The sequence below is a fragment of the Streptomyces sp. NRRL F-525 genome (assembly GCF_000716605.1).
GTDB lineage: Bacteria > Actinomycetota > Actinomycetes > Streptomycetales > Streptomycetaceae > Streptomyces.
The window spans coordinates 162,758-181,875 of sequence record NZ_JNXE01000014.1 but is presented as its reverse complement, the minus strand read 5'-3'; the positions used below and the strand labels follow the sequence as shown (position 1 = coordinate 181,875).

At 71.8% G+C, this 19,118-nt stretch carries 18 protein-coding genes; 4 read left to right on the top strand and 14 right to left on the bottom strand.

What is annotated here, in order from left to right; genetic code table 11:
* The first annotated feature begins 116 nt into the window (after nucleotides 1–116).
* On the top strand, nucleotides 117–857 hold the full coding sequence (locus OO69_RS21300) for a GntR family transcriptional regulator (RefSeq protein ID WP_033282314.1): 741 nt from the start codon (nucleotides 117–119) through the stop codon (nucleotides 855–857).
* 183 nt (nucleotides 858–1,040) lie between these two features.
* Here the strand turns inward: OO69_RS21300 and OO69_RS21295 are convergent, their stop codons facing one another.
* The 5 genes from OO69_RS21295 to OO69_RS21275 form a co-directional block, all read right to left on the bottom strand.
* Nucleotides 1,041–1,493 carry an Lrp/AsnC family transcriptional regulator gene (locus OO69_RS21295; RefSeq protein WP_019059706.1) on the bottom strand — a complete coding sequence of 151 codons (453 nt, stop codon included), beginning with the start codon at nucleotides 1,491–1,493 and terminating at the stop codon, nucleotides 1,041–1,043.
* A gap of 10 nt (nucleotides 1,494–1,503) precedes the next feature.
* Nucleotides 1,504–2,979 carry an amino acid permease gene (locus OO69_RS21290; RefSeq protein ID WP_033282313.1) on the bottom strand — a complete coding sequence of 492 codons (1,476 nt, stop codon included), beginning with the start codon at nucleotides 2,977–2,979 and terminating at the stop codon, nucleotides 1,504–1,506.
* A 247-nt stretch (nucleotides 2,980–3,226) separates the two neighbouring features.
* The gene (locus OO69_RS21285; RefSeq protein WP_033282312.1) at nucleotides 3,227–3,622 is read right to left on the bottom strand and encodes a hypothetical protein; all 396 of its coding nucleotides are present in this window, start codon (nucleotides 3,620–3,622) and stop codon (nucleotides 3,227–3,229) included.
* Nucleotides 3,623–3,637: 15 nt separating this feature from the next.
* Complete coding sequence (locus tag OO69_RS21280; RefSeq protein ID WP_033282311.1) at nucleotides 3,638–4,153, bottom strand: GNAT family N-acetyltransferase; 516 nt, start codon at nucleotides 4,151–4,153, stop codon at nucleotides 3,638–3,640.
* Nucleotides 4,154–4,240: 87 nt separating this feature from the next.
* Nucleotides 4,241–5,683: a GuaB1 family IMP dehydrogenase-related protein gene (locus OO69_RS21275; protein WP_033282310.1), complete on the bottom strand. Its 1,443-nt coding sequence runs from the start codon at nucleotides 5,681–5,683 to the stop codon at nucleotides 4,241–4,243.
* Nucleotides 5,684–5,888: 205 nt separating this feature from the next.
* Here OO69_RS21275 and OO69_RS21270 point away from each other — a divergent pair, with 205 nt between their 5' ends.
* Complete coding sequence (locus OO69_RS21270; protein ID WP_033282309.1) at nucleotides 5,889–7,517, top strand: LPXTG cell wall anchor domain-containing protein; 1,629 nt, start codon at nucleotides 5,889–5,891, stop codon at nucleotides 7,515–7,517.
* A gap of 12 nt (nucleotides 7,518–7,529) precedes the next feature.
* Here OO69_RS21270 and OO69_RS21265 read toward each other — a convergent pair whose 3' ends face one another.
* The 5 genes from OO69_RS21265 to rpe form a co-directional block, all read right to left on the bottom strand.
* Nucleotides 7,530–8,141, bottom strand: coding sequence for a hypothetical protein (locus OO69_RS21265; protein ID WP_033282308.1), 612 nt, complete (start codon nucleotides 8,139–8,141; stop codon nucleotides 7,530–7,532).
* Between the two features lie 35 nt (nucleotides 8,142–8,176).
* Nucleotides 8,177–8,494 (bottom strand): barstar family protein, encoded by a 318-nt coding sequence (locus OO69_RS21260; RefSeq protein ID WP_033282307.1) that lies wholly within the window; start codon nucleotides 8,492–8,494, stop codon nucleotides 8,177–8,179.
* The gene (locus tag OO69_RS21255) at nucleotides 8,491–8,877 is read right to left on the bottom strand and encodes a ribonuclease domain-containing protein (RefSeq protein ID WP_033282306.1); all 387 of its coding nucleotides are present in this window, start codon (nucleotides 8,875–8,877) and stop codon (nucleotides 8,491–8,493) included. Before OO69_RS21255 ends, OO69_RS21260 begins: the two co-directional genes overlap by 4 nt.
* A 50-nt stretch (nucleotides 8,878–8,927) precedes the next feature.
* Nucleotides 8,928–9,974, bottom strand: coding sequence for a sugar-binding transcriptional regulator (locus tag OO69_RS21250; protein ID WP_019059715.1), 1,047 nt, complete (start codon nucleotides 9,972–9,974; stop codon nucleotides 8,928–8,930).
* Between the two features lie 78 nt (nucleotides 9,975–10,052).
* Nucleotides 10,053–10,739: a ribulose-phosphate 3-epimerase gene (rpe, locus tag OO69_RS21245; protein ID WP_033282305.1), complete on the bottom strand. Its 687-nt coding sequence runs from the start codon at nucleotides 10,737–10,739 to the stop codon at nucleotides 10,053–10,055.
* 188 nt (nucleotides 10,740–10,927) lie between these two features.
* Between rpe and OO69_RS21240 the strand changes: the two genes are divergently transcribed.
* A complete protein-coding gene (locus OO69_RS21240; protein ID WP_033282304.1) occupies nucleotides 10,928–12,100 on the top strand; it encodes an alpha-hydroxy-acid oxidizing protein in 1,173 nt (390 codons plus the stop codon).
* A 146-nt stretch (nucleotides 12,101–12,246) separates the two neighbouring features.
* On the opposite strand, the gene OO69_RS21235 is transcribed toward OO69_RS21240, so the two are convergent.
* A complete protein-coding gene (locus OO69_RS21235) occupies nucleotides 12,247–13,665 on the bottom strand; it encodes an RsmB/NOP family class I SAM-dependent RNA methyltransferase (RefSeq protein ID WP_033282303.1) in 1,419 nt (472 codons plus the stop codon).
* A 410-nt stretch (nucleotides 13,666–14,075) separates the two neighbouring features.
* Nucleotides 14,076–15,020, bottom strand: coding sequence for a methionyl-tRNA formyltransferase (fmt, locus tag OO69_RS21230; RefSeq protein WP_033282302.1), 945 nt, complete (start codon nucleotides 15,018–15,020; stop codon nucleotides 14,076–14,078).
* A 266-nt stretch (nucleotides 15,021–15,286) separates the two neighbouring features.
* Here fmt and OO69_RS21225 point away from each other — a divergent pair, with 266 nt between their 5' ends.
* Complete coding sequence (locus OO69_RS21225; protein WP_033282301.1) at nucleotides 15,287–15,856, top strand: hypothetical protein; 570 nt, start codon at nucleotides 15,287–15,289, stop codon at nucleotides 15,854–15,856.
* Between the two features lie 488 nt (nucleotides 15,857–16,344).
* Here OO69_RS21225 and OO69_RS21220 read toward each other — a convergent pair whose 3' ends face one another.
* Together OO69_RS21220 and OO69_RS21215 are read right to left on the bottom strand one after the other, a co-directional pair.
* Nucleotides 16,345–18,498 carry a primosomal protein N' gene (locus tag OO69_RS21220; RefSeq protein ID WP_033282300.1) on the bottom strand — a complete coding sequence of 718 codons (2,154 nt, stop codon included), beginning with the start codon at nucleotides 18,496–18,498 and terminating at the stop codon, nucleotides 16,345–16,347.
* 61 nt (nucleotides 18,499–18,559) lie between these two features.
* Nucleotides 18,560–19,090: a TetR/AcrR family transcriptional regulator gene (locus OO69_RS21215; RefSeq protein WP_033282299.1), complete on the bottom strand. Its 531-nt coding sequence runs from the start codon at nucleotides 19,088–19,090 to the stop codon at nucleotides 18,560–18,562.
* Between the last annotated feature and the right edge of the window lie 28 nt (nucleotides 19,091–19,118).

Below are 19,118 nucleotides of genomic sequence, written 5' to 3'. Positions count from 1 at the left end.
AACATTGGCGAAACCGTGACCCCTAATTCCCTGCACACTCCTGGCTGACACGGATCACCAAGGGAACTCGACTACGCTGCTCACGCTGTGCACAGTGGCCAACTCGGAGGGGAAGCATGACGGCGCGACACGAGGAGATCGCCGACGAGCTGCGCAGGGCCATCGACCGCGAGGAGTACACAGTCGGCAGCCTGTTGCCCGCGGAGACGGACCTCGCGGCGCAGTACGGCGTCTCGCGCGGCACGGTCCGCCAGGCCGTCGCGGCCCTCACCGCCGAGGGGCTGATCGGCTCCCGCCAGGGCGCCCGCCGGGTGGTGCTGGCCAGCCGCCGCAGCCAGAGCTTCGCGGAGCTGCGCAGCTTCGCCGAGTGGGCCCGCGCGATGGAGCGCGAGGCGACCGGGCACGTGGTCGCGCAGGAGTACCGCCCGGCCACCGCCGAGGACGCCGTACGCCTCCAACTCGCCCCGGGGACCCCGGTGTTGCACGTCCTCCGCGTCCGCGGCCTGGACGGCGAGCCGGTCCTCCTGGAGCGGACGGTGTACGCCGACTGGATCTCCCCCGCCGTCGAGGCGATCGAGCCGGAGTGCCCGTCGGTGACCCAACGCCTGTACGACGACACGGGGTTGGTCTTCGCCTACGGCGAGCACGTCATCGACGCGGTCGCCGCGGGCGCGCAGGACGCGGACCTGCTGGGAATCCGCCGCACCAGCCCGCTGCTCCGGGTCCGCCGGGTCACAACGACCCGCGAAGGACGACCAGTTGAGTGGTCGGACGACCGCTACCGCTCGGACGCGGTGAGCTTCAGCGTGCACAACTCGATAGGGAACAACGCGCTGGCGCGGAAGACGGCGGAGTGAGCGCGGGGTTGGAATGAGTCAGGGGTCGGGGTGATCCCTGAACCTCAACTGGCCGCCACGCAGAACTCGTTGCCCTCCGAGTCGGCACTCGGATGTCCAAGTGCACCCTGTTCTTGGCCGACTTGGGCTCGGGGACCTTGAGGCTGGACCGTACGGCGCCCCACTGACAGTCGCCCCGAATGCCTACGTCGGCGAGCCGGACGAGAAGCGGCGGAGCAGCGGGGAGAGGACGAGGACCGACTTGGTGCGCTCCACGAACGGCTCCCCCGCGATGCGCTCCAGGACCCGCTCGAAGTGGCGCATGTCGGCGGCGAAGACCTGGACGACCGCGTCCGCGTCGCCGGTGACCGTGGACGCGGCCACGACCTCCTGGTAGCGCTCCAGGCCGCGCCGGATGGTGTCCGGGGAGGTGTTGTGCCGGCAGTAGATCTCGACGAACCCCTCGGTCTCCCAGCCGAGCGCCGACGGGTCCACCCGGACGGTGAAGCCGGTGATGGCGCCGGTGGCCCGCAGCCGGTCCACGCGCCGCTTCACGGCGGGCGCGGACAGGCCGACGAGTTGCCCGATGTCCGCGAAGGAGCGGCGGGCGTCCTCGGCGAGGGCGTGCACGATGCGTTCGTCGAGTTCGTTCAGCACGGTGGATCGATCACTTCTCGGGTGGTGCGGTGGGTGCCAGTCGGGAGCGGCGGTGGCCGTATACGAAGTAGAACACGAGCCCGACGGCCATCCAGATTCCGAAGACCACCCAGGTGACGGCCGAGAGGCTGCCCATCATCCACACGCACAGCCCGAAGCCCACGGCGGGCAGCACCGGCGACAGCGGTACGCGGAAGGTGCGGGACATGTCCGGGCGGGTCCGGCGCAGCACCACGACGGCGATGTTGACCAGCGCGAAGGCGAAGAGCGTGCCGATGCTGGTCGCGTCCGCGAGCTGCCCCAGCGGGATGGCGGCCGCGAGGACCCCGCAGAACAGGGACACGATGACCGTGTTGGCGCGCGGCGCCCCGGTCTTCGGGTGGACCTTGCCGAACACCTTGGGGACCAGCCCGTCCCGGGACATCGCGAAGAGGATGCGGGTCTGGCCGTAGAGCACGGTCAGGACGACGCTCGCGATGGCGATGACCGCGCACCCCGCGAGCAGGGTGCCCCAGAAGGACTGGCCGGTGACGTCGCGCATGATCTGGGCGAGGGCGGCCTCGGAGTCGTTGAAGCGGCGCCAGGGCTTCGCGCCGACGGCGACGGCCGCGACGAGGACGTAGAGCGCGGTGACGATGACGAGGGAGAGCATGATCGCGCGGGGCAGGTCGCGCTGCGCGTTCTTCGCCTCCTCGCCGGCCGTGGAGGCGGCGTCGAAGCCGATGTACGAGAAGAAGAGCGTCGCCCCTGCCGCGCTGACGCCCGCCATGCCCAGCGGCATGAAGTGGTCGTAGTTGCCGGACCTGAAGCCCTGGATGCCGATCGCGCAGAACAGCACCAGCGCGGCGATCTTCACGCACACCATGACCGTGTTGGCACGCGCGGACTCCTTGGCGCCGCCGAGCAGGAAGGCCATGGCGAGGAGTACGACGATCAGCGCCGGGAGGTTGAAGATGCCGCCGTCGCCGGGCGGGGCGGACAGGGCGTCCGGGATGGTGACGCCGATCGTCCCGTCGAGGAGTTCGTTGAGGTACTCGCCCCAGCCGACGGCGACGGCGGCGACCGAGACGCCGTACTCCAGGACCAGGCACCAGCCGCAGATCCAGGCGATCAGCTCGCCCATCGTGGCGTAGGCGTACGAGTACGAGGAACCGGCGACCGGGATCGTGCCCGCGAGTTCCGCGTACGAGAGGGCCGAGAAGAGGGCGGTGAGGCCGGCGATCACGAAGGAGAGGGTGACGGCGGGACCGGCCTTGGGGACGGCTTCGCCGAGGACGACGAAGATGCCGGTGCCGAGGGTGGCGCCGATGCTGATCATCGTCAGCTGCCAGAGCCCGAGGGAGCGGCGGAGCGAGCCGCCCTCGCCGTGGCCGCCCTCGGCGACCAGGAGTTCCACGGGCTTGCGGCGCATCAGACGCGCGCCGAGCCCCGGGGACGGCTCGGCGGTCTGACGGCGGTCGTGCGGGGGTGCGCCTTGGTCGAGCACGCGGTGGCTCCTTGTCGCTGCCGGTCACGGCGGCAGGGACGGGCGGCACGGAGAGGGCCGCCGAGCGGAGGTCCTGCCGCGCGCTGGGTACAGCGCTCGACCTTACGAGGCCGCGCGTCCTGCCCGTAATGCGGCAACCTTGCGCGTCTCCGCAAGATCGTTGCGTTCGTGGGACGCGGGTGTTGATTCGTTGCGTGGCGGGTTTCGAGCGTTGCGCGATCGCCTCGACCGTCGACCTACGCCCTGGTCAGCCCTCGTCCGGCTCCCCCGCGAGCGCCCGTGCCGCGGCCACGTCCTCCTCGTCGAACCCGATCCGCCCGGGCTGTCCGAACACCTCCGCCTGGGCGTCGATCCACCGCGTGTGCGCCTCCCAGGCCGCCTGCTTGCTCATCCCCAGCGCGGCCCCGATCTGCGTCCAGGAGGCACCGGCCTCGCGGGCCGCGCGGACGGTGAGCTGACGGCCGTAGGCGGCCTTGCGGGCGACGACCTCGGTCAGGGCGAGCAGTTCCAGCGTCTCGGACCGGTCGAGCGCCTCGGCGTCGCTGCCGAAGCCGGCGAGGGACTCGCGGGTGCGGAGGTGGTCGAGGCGGGCGACCGCGGTGAGGAGGGTGTGCTCGGGCTCGATGCTCTGGGGTGTGGTCATGGGTGCAGCGTTGCGTCAAGGCCGCTTGACGTCAAGAGGGCCTGACGGCAGTTCCTTGACCAGGAACACACAGGGGTCGGCATGCTCGTGCCGCACGCCCTCGGCGTCGAGGTGCGCGTGACGGTCGACGTACGTGACCGTGGGCCGGTAGCCGAGCCGCGCGTACAGCGCCGCGGCACGCGGGTTGCCGTCGCCGACGCCCAGGCCCATGACGCCGATGCCGCGCAGGCGAGCCAGCCGCTCGGCCTCGCGGACCAGGGCGGCACCGATGCCCCGCGAGCGGAGCGCCTGCGGCCAGACGAACAGGCCGTTGATCTCCGGGCAGCCCGCCGACACCTCGGGCGCCGCGCACCCCGTCCAACGGACCTCCGCGTGCCCGACGGGACGACCGTCGAGCCAGGGGATCAGGTAGGTGCTCTCCCCGGCCTCCTGCCGCGCGAACCGAGCCCGGTGGTTGCCGTCGACGCTGTACGACGGCAGGAGGCGGTCCAGTACGGCGATGTCCTCGGCCCTGCACACGGCTATCTCCATGCCCCCGACGGTAGGACCCCGGACACGCCGACGGCCCCTGAATATCCCGGGGGCCGGGACAACAGGGGCCGCAGCAAGGCGAGTTGGTCAGCTCCAGCTGGCGTGCAGCGGCTTGCCCTCCGCGTAGCCCGCAGCGCTCTGGATGCCGACGATCGCGCGCTCGGCGAACTCCTCCAGGGAGGCCGCGCCGGCGTACGTGCAGGAGGAGCGGACGCCCGCGATGATCGAGTCGATCAGGTCCTCGACGCCCGGGCGGGCCGGGTCGAGGAACATGCGGGAGGTGGAGATGCCCTCCTCGAACAGCGCCTTGCGGGCCCGGTCGTAGGCCGACTCGTCCGACGTGCGGTTGCGCACCGCGCGGGCGGACGCCATGCCGAACGACTCCTTGTAGAGGCGGCCGTTGGCGTCCTGCTGGAGGTCGCCCGGCGACTCGTACGTGCCCGCGAACCACGAGCCGATCATCACGTTCGACGCACCGGCCGCGAGCGCCATCGCGACATCGCGCGGGTGCCGGACACCGCCGTCGGCCCACACGTGCTTGCCGTACTTCTTGGCCTCGGCCGCGCACTCCATGACGGCGGAGAACTGCGGCCGGCCGACGCCGGTCATCATGCGGGTGGTGCACATCGCGCCGGGTCCGACGCCGACCTTGATGATGTCGGCGCCCGCCTCGATGAGGTCCTTGACGCCCTCGGCGGCGACGATGTTGCCCGCCACGATCGGCACCTGCGGGTCGAGGGCCCGCACCTGCCGGATCGCGCTGATCATCGACTCCTGGTGGCCGTGTGCCGTGTCGATGACGAGCGTGTCGACGCCGGCGTCCAGCAGCTGCTTGGCCTTCTGCACGAAGTCGCCGTTGATGCCGACGGCGGCGGCGATGCGCAGCTTGCCGTCCGTGTCCACGGCCGGCGAGTACAGCGTGGCGCGCAGCGCGCCCTTGCGGGTGAGGATGCCGGCGAGCTTGCCGTCCCGGTCGACGGCGGGCGCGTAGCGGCGGTTGGCCGCGTCCAGCTTGTTGAACGCCTCGCGCGGGTCGATGTCCGCGTCAAGCAGCAGCAGGTCACGGGACATGACCTCGCCGAGCTGCGTGAAGCGGTCCACCCCGGTCAGGTCGGCGTCGGTGACGACACCGACCGGGCGCTGGGCCTCGTCCACCACGACACCGGCGTTGTGCGCGCGCTTGGGCAGCAGGGCCAGCGCGTCGGCGACGGTCTGGTGCGGGGCGAGCCGGATCGGGGTGTCCAGCACGAGGTGGCGGCTCTTCACCCAGGAGACGACCTCGGTGACGACCTCGATCGGGATGTCCTGCGGGATGACCACGAGCCCGCCGCGCCGGGCGAGCGTCTCGGCCATGCGGCGCCCGGCGATGGCGGTCATGTTGGCGACGACCAGCGGGATGGTGGTGCCCGTGCCGTCCGGGGAGCTGAGGTCCACGCCCTGACGCGATCCGACCGCGCTGCGGCGCGGCACCATGAAGACGTCGTCGTACGTCAGGTCGTACGGGGGCTGGATGTCGTTGAGGAAACGCACGTGCTGCACATCCCAGTCGATCAGAGGTGGTCCCCGGGCAGGTCAGCCAGGGGGAGGAGCACGTACTTCATTGTCCCATGTCGGGCGTAATGCCATGCCTCGGATCATCGTCCAGGCAGGTCGACGGCCTCCCTGGAGGAACGCCCAAACGAATCCGTGATTCACATGGGGGCAACCTTCGGGACACCTCACGTATCGAACGGGCATGACTTCCCACCGCACGGTGCTGGGGACGGCGCTGGCCGCCGTGGTGCTCACCCTCGCACCAGGATCCGCGGCCCTGGCCGCCAGTCCCTCCCCCCTGCCGACGCAGTCCTACGCCGTGATCGACGCGGACAAGCAGCTCAACGTGGGGGCGTCCGCGCAGTCGGTCCACGTGGGCTGGACGTTCTACGACGGCGGGGCGAACGTCCCCCTGCAGACGAACGAGACGCTCGTCATCGATGCCCGGGACCTGTCCGGCATCGCGAGCGTCACGGTCGACGACCCGAGGTGCACGGCCGCCGGGCAGGTCTTCACCTGCGTCAACAAGGACACCGCCCAGCAGCCGTACGTCGACTTCACCGTGCGGGCGGACGCGGGCGCCGCGGTCGGCGCCACCGGCACGCTCAAGTACACCGTCAGCGCGGACCACGGCACCGGTGCCACCGCGGAGGCGAAGGTGGTCGTCGGCGTCCCCGACCTGGTCGTCGGCAAGGTCCCGGACGTGACGCACGCCAAGCTCGGGTCCCGGATCGAGCTCCCGCTCCGGCTGCGCAACACCGGCGACCTGGCCACGGACCGCCGCATCATGCTGCGCTGGGAGGAGGTGGGCGGGCTGGTCTTCGACCGGAAGTTCTCCAACTGCGCCTACGGCGACGGCGACGACCCCGTCGAACCCGGCAGCCAGGCGTCCGTCACCTGCGTCTTCACGGCCCCAGTCGCCGCGGGCGCCACCGTCGAGCTGAGCAGCCCGCTGACCGCGACGGTCGGCCAGCACGTCCTCACCGCCGTGACCGACTACTCGGCCGAGCTCCTGAAGCCCGGTGTGGACCCGGGTGGTGGCAGCTACCCGGGCACCGGGCCCGCGCTCACCCTGGTGCCCGCGTCCGGTGCGGGAAACGGCTTCGAGAGCGGCGCCACGGGCCAGGTCCGCGTCTCGGCCGACAGCTCCGCGGACCTCGCGGCCACCGCCGCGGTGACACCCCGCGGCACGGCCGGCCAGTGGACCCTGACCCTCAACGCCGTGAACCACGGCCCGGCCTCCGCGTACGGCGTCGGCAACAAGGCCGTCGCCCTGCTCGACGTGGTCCTGCCCAAGGGCACGGTCGCGACCGGCAACGCCTTCGAGGAGGGGGAGGACGGCCCCTACGGCGAGTGCTTCCTCTGGGTCAGCGACACGAAGACGGCCCCCTTCGCGGCGGGCCACCGGCACTACGTCTGCCCCGTGCCGCGCGGTGTCGCCGCCGGGAAGAGCCAGCTGTTCGTGCTGTGGGTGAAGCCGGCCAAGGACTACACCGGAGCCAAGGGCACGGCGACCGTACGCCCCGGCCCGGCGGGCATCGCCCTCCACGACCGGAACACCGCCAACGACAGCGTGACGTTCGCCTTCGACAAGGCGGCCGCGTCCCCGACGTCGAGCGCATCCGCGTCCTCGCCGACGTCCGGCACGTCCCCCACCCCGGGAGCGTCAGGCGGTACGTCGGCCACACCGACCGCGACGGCCGCGCCCGGCGGCACGCTGCCGCACACGGGCACGGGCCCCATGGCCCTCATCGCCAGCGCGGCGGGCGGGGCCGTGGTGCTGGGCTCGGCGGCCCTGCTCGTCGCCCGCCGCAGGCGCAACTCGCGCTGATTCAAAGGCAGTTCAGTACAGGAAGCGATGCAAGGGAGCCGACTCGGTCAGCAGCATCGTGAGCCGGTGGGCGAGGCGCTGCCACGCCTCGTCCTGCCCGTAGCCGAGTCTCACGTCCTCGCCGCCGGCCGCCTCGATCGCCGCGAAGAGGGTGGCCGTGTCGGCGTCGGGCGTGAGGTCCACCAGGGACAGCACCCGCGCCAGCGCGCCGACCAGGCCGACGGCGGTCTTCTCGGGCGTGAGGACGGTGCCGCGAACGGTGGCCACGACGCCGGAGGGGTCGGGCAGATCGGGCGGGGCCACGAGGAGTCCGGACAACTCGCGCAGCAGCGCGTACAGCAAGTCCGTGTCCTCCGTGGGCAGTTCGACGATGCGCAGACCCTCGTGCTCCCAACGGCCGTTCGGCGACCACACCTTGGGCCCCCGCGCCACCGCGTCGGCCAGTGCCTCCCGCACCCGCCGGAAGACGGCGAGCCCGTCCGCGAACAGCGGGTGCCCACCCGCTCCCCCGACGATCTCGGCCAGGGGCGCCAGCAAGTGCTCTTCCACCCGGTCGCACTGCGCTTCGAGGTCCGGGTCCACGACCACGAGCCGAACCGACGTGCGCTGCTCCTGTTGCTCCATACCGAACACTCTGCCAGCCGCCTCGGACAATCGGGCTAGCGCCCGGCTCCGCCCAGCGCGAGCACGACGGAAAGCTCCGACGTCGCGTCGACCGCGTCCCCGAAGACACCGACGGCAGTCTCCCACTCGTCGGGCCGCGCCTTGGCGTACGGCTGCCAGTTCCGTACGACGACCAGCAGCCCCCGCTCCACCGCGCCCTCGGGCCACACGGTGTGGTCGCCGAGGCTGTCGGCGAGGGCGTCCCAGTTCCGGCCGAACCAGTCGGGCAGGGACAGCGCACGGGCACAGCGGTCCATCAGGCCGGCCTTGTCCGTGACCCCGTCGAGGTCGAGCGTGACCGCGAGCTCCGTCATCTCAGTACCGTCCTGAACGACTTGTAGTGATCATCGGTGTAGTAGATCTCGCCGTCCTGCCCGGTGACAATGCGCCGGGCCCCGCGATCGCGCGAGCCCGGCGTCCTGACGGTGTATTCGTGGTAGTAGCCGCGCTTTTGCTGGGGCAGCAGCTTCTCGTAGTTCCCGAAGACGACCCCGTCCTTGGCGTACGGGAAGGGTCCGCCCTTGTCGATGAGGGCGACGGTCTGCCGTGCCTCGGCGGGGAGTTGGGAGAGCTTGACGCTACTGGCGTCGGTACCGCTGGTGGCCGTAGAGGAACAGCCGACCGGCAGCAGTCCGGCCAGACAGACGAGAAGAACCCGGCAGGCGAGAAGCACTCGGGGGACGAACCGCAGCAGCATGCGCCCGATGCTGCCACGGCCGACCCCTCAAGGCCTGTTGTCAGGGTCCGTCAGATCCCGTCGGGGTCCGTCCGGCTGAGCGCCGACTTCGGCGGTGAGCCGGCCGTCATCAGGTAGTCGGCCGCCGCGGTGTCCGTCACCAGGCTGGTGACCAGACCGGACCGCAGCACCGCGTCGATCGCCGCCGCCTTCCGCTGCCCGCCCGCGATCGCGACGACCTCGGGGATACGGCGCAACTGGTCCGCCTTGACGGTGATGCACCGCTCGCCCAAGTCCCGGCCGACCCGGCGGCCCTCGGCGTCGAAGAGGTGCGCGGACGTCTCGGCGGCGACACCGAAGGACGAGTAGTGCGCCCGCTCCTCGTCGCTGAGCATGTCGTAGACCGTCGAGATGCCCGGCTCCCAGGAGCCGATGGAGACGCAGGCGACCGTGACCTTGTCGAAGTACTCGAAGGCCCGGGCGATCCCCGTCTGGTGGCGCAACGCTTCTGCGGTGGCCGCGTCCGGCAGCAGCATCGGCGCGTAGATGGGGTGGGCGTCGCCGCCCGACACCTGCGCGGCCCGCCGTACGGCCTCGACCGAGCCGCGCTCGGCGGTCCCGGCGTCGTACACGCCCGTCAGCTGGACCACCGTGCAGGGCGGCAGCCGGTCGAGGGCGGCCGCCATGTGGATGGTGGACCGGCCCCAGGCCAGGCCGAGCACATCGCCTTCGTTGACCAGCTCGCCGAGCAGGTCGGCCGCGACCTCCCCGAGGTTCTCGGGATCGGGCGACTCCTCGCTGACCTCGGCCGGGGACTCGACCACGACGGCGTGCCTCAGGCCGTACCGGGCACGCAGCGCGTCCGAGCGCTCCGCGTCCAGTTCGGCCGGTACTCGGATCTCGATCCGTACGAGATCCCGTTCGAGAGCGGTCTCCAGGACCCGGGCCACCTTGAAGCGGCTGACGCCGAACTCCTCCGCGATCTGGATCTTGGACTTGCCCTCGAGGTAGAAGCGGCGGGCCATGGCCGCCGCCTGCACCAGCTCTGCGGGTCCCATCCGCATGGCTGACCGGCCCGCCGACATACCCGACACGGCGATCTCCTCACTGCTGTTCACACTCTGGATTCGCCGTTCATCCTTGCAGATCCGGCGCACTTGATCAGCCTTGATGGCCGCCGTTCACATACCTGCCGCTCAGTGGTCGCACGCCCAGGATGCCTTGCCGGTGGCCCCCTCCGCCTGCGTGCGCAGTGCACGTACCGCCGCGGCCGGGTCGGATGCCCCGTAGACCGCCGAACCGGCGACGAACACGTCCGCGCCCGCGTCCGCGCAGCGCTCGATCGTCGCGGCCGAAACTCCCCCGTCGACCTGCAGCCACAGCTCCAGTCCGTGCTTCTTGATCAGCTCACGGGTGCGCCGGATCTTCGGCAGCATGATGTCGAGGAACGACTGGCCACCGAAGCCCGGCTCCACGGTCATGATCAGCAACATGTCGAGTTCGGGGAGCAGATCCTCGTACGGCTCGATCGGCGTCGCGGGCTTCAGCGCCATGGACGCGCGCGCTCCCTTGGCCCGAATCTCACGGGCCAGCCGCACCGGCGCACCGGCCGCCTCGACGTGGAAGGTGACGGAGGAGGCACCCGCCTCGACGTACTGCGGCGCCCAGCGATCGGCGTCCTCGATCATCAGATGGCAGTCCAGCGGGGTGTCCGTCGCCCGGGCCAGCGACTCTACGACCGGTACGCCGAGGGTGAGGTTCGGGACGAAGTGGTTGTCCATGACGTCCACGTGGAGCCAGTCGGCTCCTTCTACCGCCTTCGCCTCTTCGGCCAGGCGGGCGAAGTCGGCGGACAGGATGCTGGGGTTGATCTGCACGGGCATGCCCCAAGCCTGCCATGCCCTCCGGGGGTTAGCCGCATCGGTCCGTTGTGGATGCCGTGGGATTTCGGGTGCCGGTTCGCCGTGGCTGGTCGCGCCGTTCCCCGCGCCCCTTGTCGGCCGGCCCCCGCGACACCCTCCGCCTGACCCGGGGTGCGAGAATCCGGCACCTCAGCGCAGAGGGAGATGGCATGGGCACGGGACAGCCGTTCGGCTCCTACCAGAACGAGATCTACCTGAACGGGCTCGGCGGCATCGTGCCGTCCTACCCCATGGCCTTCGCGGAACTGGAGGACCGAGCGAGCTCCGCGCTGCCGCCCTCCGTGTGGTCGTACGTCGCGGGCGGCGCCGGAGACGAACGCACCCAGCGGGCCAACGTCACCGCCTTCGACCACTGGGGCCTGGTCCCCCGCATGTTCGTCGGCGCGGCCGAACGCGACCTGTCCGTCGACCTGTTCGGGATGCGGCTGCCCTCCCCCGTCTTCATGACCCCGATCGGCGTCATCGGCCTGTGCGCCCAGGACGGCCACGGCGACCTGGCGACCGCGAGGGCCGCCGCACGCACGGGAGTTCCGATGGTCGCCTCCACGCTGACGGTCGACCCGCTGGAGGAGGTGGCCGGCGAGTTCGGCGACACACCGGGCCTGTTCCAGCTCTACACCCCCACCGACAAGGACCTCGCCGCGAGCCTCGTCCAGCGCGCGGAACAGGCGGGCTACAAGGGCATCGTGGTCACCCTGGACACCTGGGTCACCGGCTGGCGCCCCCGCGACCTGTCCACCGCCAACTTCCCCCAGCTGCGCGGCCATTGCCTCGCCAACTACACCAGCGACCCGGTCTTCCGCGCCCGCCTCCCCCGCACCCCGGAGGAGGACCCCCAGTCCGCGGTCCTCCTCTGGACCCAGCTCTTCGGCAACCCCCTCACCTGGGACGACCTCCCCTGGCTACGGTCCCTCACCGACCTCCCCCTGATCGTCAAGGGCATCTGCCACCCCGAGGACGTACGCCGCGCGAAGGACGGAGGCGTGGACGGCGTCTACTGCTCCAACCACGGCGGCCGCCAGGCCAACGGCGGCCTCCCCGCCCTGGACGCGCTCCCCGCCGTGGTCGAGGCGGCGGACGGCCTCCCGGTCCTGTTCGACTCCGGCATCCGCAGCGGCGCCGACATCGTCAAGGCCATCGCCCTGGGCGCCACCGCCGTAGGCATCGGCCGCCCCTACGCCTACGGCCTCGCCCTCGGCGGCACGGACGGCATCGTCCACGTCCTCCGCTCCCTCCTCGCGGAGGCCGACCTGATCATGGCGGTCGACGGGTATCCGACCCTTGCCGACCTGACGCGGGAGGCGCTTCAGCGCGTGGGGTGACGGCGGGGGTGCGAGCGGGCCGGGGAGCGGTGCCCGGCTGGAGACCGACCGCGATGCCTGTTCGGGCGCGCTGGGACAACGGCGGCGGGGTGGGTGGCGGTAGTTGGCATGCCGAACAGCGCACCGAGCCCCGTGCGGCCGTCAGGTCACCCGGTCCGGCGGATCAGCGCCAGATACATCGCGTCGGTTCCGTGCAGGTGGGGCCACAGCTGTACGTCGGGGCCCGCGCCGAGTGCCGGGACGTCGGGCAGGAGCGGGCGGGCGTCGATCAGTTCGGTGTGCGGGTACTGCTTGAGGATGTCGTCGACGACGGCCCGGGTCTCGGCGAGGTGCGGAGAGCAGGTCGCGTAACCGACGACACCGCCGACGCGCACGGATTCAAGCGCGGTGCCCAACAGGTCGCGTTGCAGGGGCGCGAAGCCTTCGAGGTCCTCCGGGCGGCGCCGCCAACGGGCCTCGGGGCGACGGCGCAGGGCACCGAGCCCGGTACACGGCACATCCATCAGGACGCGGTCGAAGCTCCCGGGACGCCACGGCGGCCGGGTCCCGTCGGCGGCGATGACCTGGTACGGACCCGGGTTCCCGGCAAGGGACTTCGCCACCAGCCCTGCCCGGTGCGGCGCCTTCTCGGAGGCGAGGAGCATCGCCCCGCGCTCGGCGGCCACGGCGGCGAGCAGCGCGGCCTTGCCACCGGGACCGGCACACCCGTCGAGCCACTTCTCGTCCGGCCCGTCGAGGGGCGCGTTGGCCAGCGCGAGAGCGACCAGCTGACTGCCCTCGTCCTGCACGCCCGCACGCCCTTCCTTCACCGCTTCCACGGCCCCGGGCTCCCCGCCCTCGCTGAGCCGCACGGCGTACGGCGACCAGCGCCCCGGCACCGCGGCCTCCTCGCGGAGCAGTTCCTCGGTGGTGGACCGGCCGGGCCGGGCGACCAGGGTCACCTCGGGCCGTTCGTTGTCGGCCTCCAGCAGGTCCTCGATACCGGCACGCCCACCGCCGAGCGAGTCCCACAGCGCGGAGACGACCCAGCGCGGGTGCGAGTGCACGATGGCGAGGTTGTCCTCGGGGTCGTCGTCGTAGGGCGGCGCGACCCGTTCGATCCAGGTGTCGAGGTCGTCCTGCGCGACCTTCCGCAGCACGGCGTTGACGAACTTGGCCCGCCCGTCGCCGAGGACGACCCGGGCGAGTTCGACGGAGGCGGACACGGCGGCGTGCGTCGGGATCCGCGTCCCGAGCAACTGGTGCACCCCAAGGCTCAGCACGTCCAGCACCGGCGGGTCGACCTCACGCAGCGGCCGGTCGACGCACGAGGCGATGATCGCGTCGTAGGTCCCCTGCTTGCGCAGCGTCCCGTACACCAACTCGGTCGCGAGCGCGGCGTCCCGGGCGTCGAAGTCGCCCTTCTCGCGCGCCTTCCGCAGCAGCGGCGGCAGAACGAGGTTGGCGTACGCGTCCCGCTCGTCCACGGCCCGCAACGCCTCGAAGGCGAGGAAACGGACGGGGTCCTTCTGCGGCCGACGGTAGGGCTTGCCGGGCTTACGGGGTCGCGGGGACTGCTCGCTCACGAAAAAGGTGCTCCGGATTTCTGGCTGAGATGTGCACCCAGCGTACGTCGCACCGGGGTGCCTGTGCGCGGGACGTCTCGCGCATGGAGGTGCCGGGGGTGGCGGGGTCTGGAGGTTCCGGGGTGCCTGGGTGCCGGGGGGCGCTGGGGGGCTGGAGGTCCCGGAGTGCCTGAGGTGCCGGGGGTGCTGGGGGGCTGGAGGTCCCGGAGTGCCTGAGGTGCCCGAGGGCCCGGGGTGCGCGGGGGGGCGTGGGGCCCGGGAGTGCCGGGGTTCTGGACATCCCCAGGATGCGGCGCGTACCGGAGTGCCGAGTTGCACGGGGTGCCGGGGTGCCGAAGGCCCTTCGGTGCCCGAGGTCCCGGAGTACCCAGGGGTCCCGGAGTCCCCAGGGCGCCCGGCGCGCCCGGAGCCTAGGCAGCCCCGAGCCCCCCGACGCTCTCCCCCACCCCGATCCGCGCCCCCCGCGCCCAGTCCGCCGCCCGCATCGGCTTCTTGCCCTGCGCCTGCACCCACAGCAGCTCGACGGCGTACGAACCGGTGCCCACGTACACATTGTTCTTGCCGACGGCCAGCGCACCGGGCGCGAGGTCGGTCCGCTCCGGCACGGGCACCGCCTGGATGAGCTTGAGTCGCTCACCGCGGAACACCGTCCAGGCACCCGGGGCGGGGGTGCACCCGCGCACCACCCGGTCCACCCGCAGCGCGGGAGCCGCCCAATCCACCTGCGCGTCCTCGACGTTGATCTTCGGCGCGAGGGTGATGCCCTCGTTCGGCTGCGGTACGGCCTTCAGCGTGCCGTCCTCGATACCGTCCATGGTCGCCGCGAGCAGCCCCGAGCCGGCGAACGCGAGCCGGGTGAGCAGGTCACCGCTGGTGTCGGTGGGGCGGATCTCCTCGGTGACGGTGCCGTAGACGGGCCCGGAGTCGAGTCCCTCCTCGATCAGGAAGGTGGACGCGCCGGTGATCTCGTCGCCGGACATGATGGAGTGCTGCACAGGGGCGGCACCGCGCCAGGCGGGGAGCAGCGAGAAGTGCAGGTTGACCCAGCCGTGGGCGGGGATGTCGAGGGCGACCCGGGGCAGCAGGGCGCCGTAGGCGACGACGGGACAGCAGTCGGGCGCGATCTCCCGCAGCCGCTCCAGGAACTCCGGGTCGCGCGGCTTCACGGGCTTCAGCACCTCGATGCCCGCCTCCTCGGCCCGCTCGGCGACGGGACTCGCCACCAGCCTGCGCCCACGCCCGGCCGGCGCGTCGGGCCGCGTGACGACGGCGGCCACCTCGTGCCGCCCGGAGGCGATCAGGGCGTCCAGGGCGGGAACGGCGACCTCGGGGGTACCGGCGAAGACGAGCTTCATAGGAGGGTTCGGGCCTCTCGGGCGGAGGGTGGGCGGGCAGCGCACCAGTCTATGGCGCACCCCGGCACGACCGCCCGGCGGCTCACACCCGTCAACTCCCCGGCGCCCGCAGCGCACACCGATTCAGCGGGGGCGTACGCATATGCCCCTACGCCCCCTTCGCGTGACCAGCAGAGCGCACAGGCGTTGGTCAAGAAAGAGTTGACCTCCTTGGGCCGCATTCGCGTGGCCCGATCCTTTTCAACGCCGGTTCGAGAGGCTTGTTCATGGCCGACCACGCAACCCACGACGCCCAGGCTCGGGCCAGCCTGCACTTGCTGGTGCGGGACATCGAGCGGGTCCGCCGGCAGGTGGACGCACTGCGCACGCTCACCGCCCAGCTGGGCAACGTCTACCGCCCGCGCCGCTCCGGCCCGTCCACGGGCTTCGTCGTCTACGGACGCGCTCCCGCCCCGACGGTCCGTCTCGCGCAGGAGCTGCGGGACAGTGTCGAGACCCTGGTCACGGCCGCCGTGGACTTCGACCGCTCACTCGGCTTCTCGTGGGACGCGGTGGGCTCCGCCCTGGGTGTCACCAAGCAGGCGGTCCACCGCCGCTACGGCGCCCGCCGCGCCGCGACCCAGGCCGCGGCCGACGCCGAACGCACGACGGAGGCTGCGACGACCCGCCCGGTAGGCGTGAACACGGGCCTCCCCACGATGCCCGCCATGCCCACGATGCCGACCCTCCCCACGGTCCCCGCGGCCCGCTCCATGCCGACCCAGCCCACAGCAGGCAGCCCCACCCTCCGAGACGAGGCCAGGCCCACAGCCTTCCCGGGCCCCCGCAACGGCTGACCCCACTCGAACCCCACCTGCCTCCCGGCCCAAACCCGGGAGGCAGCGGCATGCAGAAACCAGTTCTCCCGCAGCCCACACCCCGCACGACTGCCCGCCAACGCCGAGAGCCCCCACGTCAAAGGCCCCCTCAGCGAACGCCGAACGACCGACCACTAACGGCAGGGTCCACCCCCAACAATCGCCGAACGGCCAGCCACCAACGGCGGAAACCCCCAACGCCAAAGACCCGCCCCTCAACGAACGGCGAACGCCGAACGGCCAGCCACCGACGACAAGAACCCCAACAGCAAGGCTCCACCTCTCAACAAACGCTGAACGGCCAGCCGCCAACGGCAAGAACTCCAGCGGCCAAAGCCCCCCTCAACGAACGCCGAACGGCCAGCCGCCAACGGCGAGAACCCCGACGGCAAACGTCCACCTCTCAACGAGCGGTGAACGGGCGGCGCGCGGGTGGGAGACACCCCCGAGGCCGAAGGCCGAGGCCCTCACCCAATATCCGGCGGATCAACCCGCACCCGCACCACATCCCCCCCACCCCGAGCCATCCGAGCAGCCTGCGCAGCCTTCAACGCCGCAGCCAACGCCCCCCCACTCCCCGGCCGCACCCGAATCAACGCCCGCACCCACTCCTCCCCGACAGGCGGATCCCCCACCCGCCGAGCACGCCCCGCCGAAGCAACCGGCACCCCCATCGGAACGGGCCCCAACACCTCAGCATCCGAAGGCAGTGCAACGGCACCAAGAAATTCCGCGACACCCCCCGCACTCCCCGCCACCGCAGCCATCCGAGAAACCGGCGGAAACCCCAACTCCCCCCGCTCCGCAAGCTCCCGCACCGCATGCCCAACGGGATCCCACCGAACCAACGCCTGCACAGGCCGCAAAGTAGGTTCCGCAACGACAACCACGGTCCCCCCAACCCCCTGCGCCCGCACCAGCGAACTCGCCGCGATCCACCGCCGCAACGCATCCTCCCCGGCCCGCAGATCAGGCCGCCCCAGCATCGCCCACCCATCCAGCAACAAGGCCGCCGCATACCCCCCCTCGGCAACCGGCTCGGCCCCCGGCGTACTCACGACCAACGCGGGCGACCCCGGCACGGTGTCCAACACCTGCTCCCGCCCAGACGTCCGCACCGGCACCGCAGGAAACGCCCGCCCCAACTCCTCCGCGGTCCGCCGAGCCCCCACGATCTGTGCCCGCAACCGGAACCCCCCGCACTCAGGACAGTGCCAGGAGTTCTCCTCGACCCCGCACCACCCACAGCGCAACACACCCGCGTCCTGCCCCTCCAACGGCCCGGCACAATGCCGACACCGCGCGGCGGCCCGACACTGCGCACAAGCCATCCGCGGCACATACCCCCGCCGAGGCACCTGCACCAGCACGGGCCCGTGCTTCAGCCCCTCCCGCACCGCCTGCCAGGCCAACGTAGGCAACCGCGCGGCCCGAGCCGCCTCGTCCCGCGCCAAGTCCCCGTCCCCCACGGTCCGTACGAGCGGCGCGGCCACCCGCACCTGATCCCGCGACGCGACCAACGGCCGGGCCCACCCGCTCTCCACAAGCTGCGCCGCCTCCACGGTGCAACTCCAACTCCCCAACAAGAAACCGCACTTGTCCAACGCAGCCCGCAGCAACAGCACATCCCGCGCGTGCGGCTGCGGCGCATGCGGCTCGCTGTGACTCCCGTCCCCGTCGTCCCAGATCGCGACAAGCCCCAGATCCTGAACGGGGGCGAACATCGCGGCCCGCGTCCCGACGACCGCACGCACAGCCCCCCGCCGCACGGCCAGCCACTGCCGATACCGCTTCTCGGGCCCGGCATCCGCCGTGAGCACCGCATGCCGCCCCTCCCCCAGCAGCGCGGTCAACGCGGCATCGACCCGCCCGGCGGCCCGCCCGTCCGGCACGACGACAAGCGCCCCCCGCCCCGAGGCCAGCGTCGCGGCGACGGCCCGAGCGGTCTCCTCACTCCACTCGGGCCCAGGCAGCGCGTTCCACACAGCCCGAGGCGCACCCCCCGAAGCGAGCGCCTCCAGGAACCCGGCCCCCCGCTCGTACCGCCCCCAGGACCCCACCGCGGGCACCTCGGGCGACGGCAACGGCGCAGGCGAAGGCTTCTGCTCGGCCCGAGCACTGCGCGGCGGCACAGCCAGCTGCAGCACATCGGCAAGACTCCCGGCATACCGATCGGCAACGGCCCGAGCAAGCCCCAGAAGCTCCGCACTCAGCACGGGCTCGGGCGACACGACCTGAGCCAGCGCGGCAAGCGGCCCGGAGTAGTCGGACGCGGCCAGCCGCTCGACGAGAAACCCGTCGATCAGCCCCCCACCTTCACGCCGCCCGTCCCGCACCCGATGCCGCCCGGCCCCGAACCTGACCCGCACCCGCACCCCGGGCTGCGCATCGGCGTCGAGCTCCTCAGGCACCGCATAGTCGAAGTACCGATCAAGATGCAGCACGCCTTTGTCGACCAACACCCGCGCGACCGGCAGCTCCCCGGCCAGCGCGGCCCCCCGCCACGTCCGCGGCTTGGCCTTCGGCCCCTTCGCCTGCCGCACACTCTCCCGAATCAGCGCAAGCTGCTCAGGCGGCGCGCCCTCCGCCCCACCGTCCCGTTCCCCGTCCTCGCTGCTCACGCTTGCATTCTTACCAAACGCCACTGACAACGGCCGACCGCCGCCGTAGGCACTCGGCCTTCTAGCCCTCGGCCAGGAGCCTGCCGATGAGGTCTTCCGCGAAGGCCATGTCCGCGTCCGGATCACCGTCCCGGAACCGCCCCCCGGCCTCCGAAGCGGCGAACCCGAGCATGAACGTCGACAGCAGCCGCTCGGCCCGCGGAATCCCCTCCTCCTGAAGACCGGCGGCGCGCAGGGCACCGTAGACCGCGTTCCGAGGCCCGACGGCCTCGGGTGTGACCGCCGGCCGCTGAAAGAGCAGCAGGAACAGATCGGGGTGCCGGCGGGCCGTGGCCCGCATGCTGCGGGCGAGCAGACGCAGCTGCTCGCGCCAATCGACTCCGGGCCCGGGCACCTCGATCTCCAGCAACAGCCGCTCCACGAGCCCGTCGAGGAGTCCCTGCTTGTCGCCGACGTGCCGGTAGAGCGTCATCGGGTTGACATCCAGCTCCTGCGCGACGGCCCGCATCGTGACGGCCGACAGCCCCTTCCGGGTCGCCAACTCCCAGGTCACGTCCAGCACTTGATCACGACTGATCCGCCGTGGCGTCACTTGACATCCTCACTCGAAGCTACGTATA

Coding starts and splice junctions, on each gene's coding strand:
- OO69_RS21300 (WP_033282314.1), top strand. CDS start 117: ATGACGGCGCGACACGAGGAGATCGCCGACGAGCTGCGCAGGGCCATC.
- OO69_RS21285 (WP_033282312.1), bottom strand. CDS start 3,622: ATGACCACACCCCAGAGCATCGAGCCCGAGCACACCCTCCTCACCGCG.
- OO69_RS21280 (WP_033282311.1), bottom strand. CDS start 4,153: ATGGAGATAGCCGTGTGCAGGGCCGAGGACATCGCCGTACTGGACCGC.
- OO69_RS21270 (WP_033282309.1), top strand. CDS start 5,889: ATGACTTCCCACCGCACGGTGCTGGGGACGGCGCTGGCCGCCGTGGTG.
- OO69_RS21265 (WP_033282308.1), bottom strand. CDS start 8,141: ATGGAGCAACAGGAGCAGCGCACGTCGGTTCGGCTCGTGGTCGTGGAC.
- OO69_RS21260 (WP_033282307.1), bottom strand. CDS start 8,494: ATGACGGAGCTCGCGGTCACGCTCGACCTCGACGGGGTCACGGACAAG.
- OO69_RS21255 (WP_033282306.1), bottom strand. CDS start 8,877: ATGCTGCTGCGGTTCGTCCCCCGAGTGCTTCTCGCCTGCCGGGTTCTT.
- rpe (WP_033282305.1), bottom strand. CDS start 10,739: ATGCCCGTGCAGATCAACCCCAGCATCCTGTCCGCCGACTTCGCCCGC.
- OO69_RS21240 (WP_033282304.1), top strand. CDS start 10,928: ATGGGCACGGGACAGCCGTTCGGCTCCTACCAGAACGAGATCTACCTG.
- fmt (WP_033282302.1), bottom strand. CDS start 15,020: ATGAAGCTCGTCTTCGCCGGTACCCCCGAGGTCGCCGTTCCCGCCCTG.
- OO69_RS21225 (WP_033282301.1), top strand. CDS start 15,287: ATGGCCGACCACGCAACCCACGACGCCCAGGCTCGGGCCAGCCTGCAC.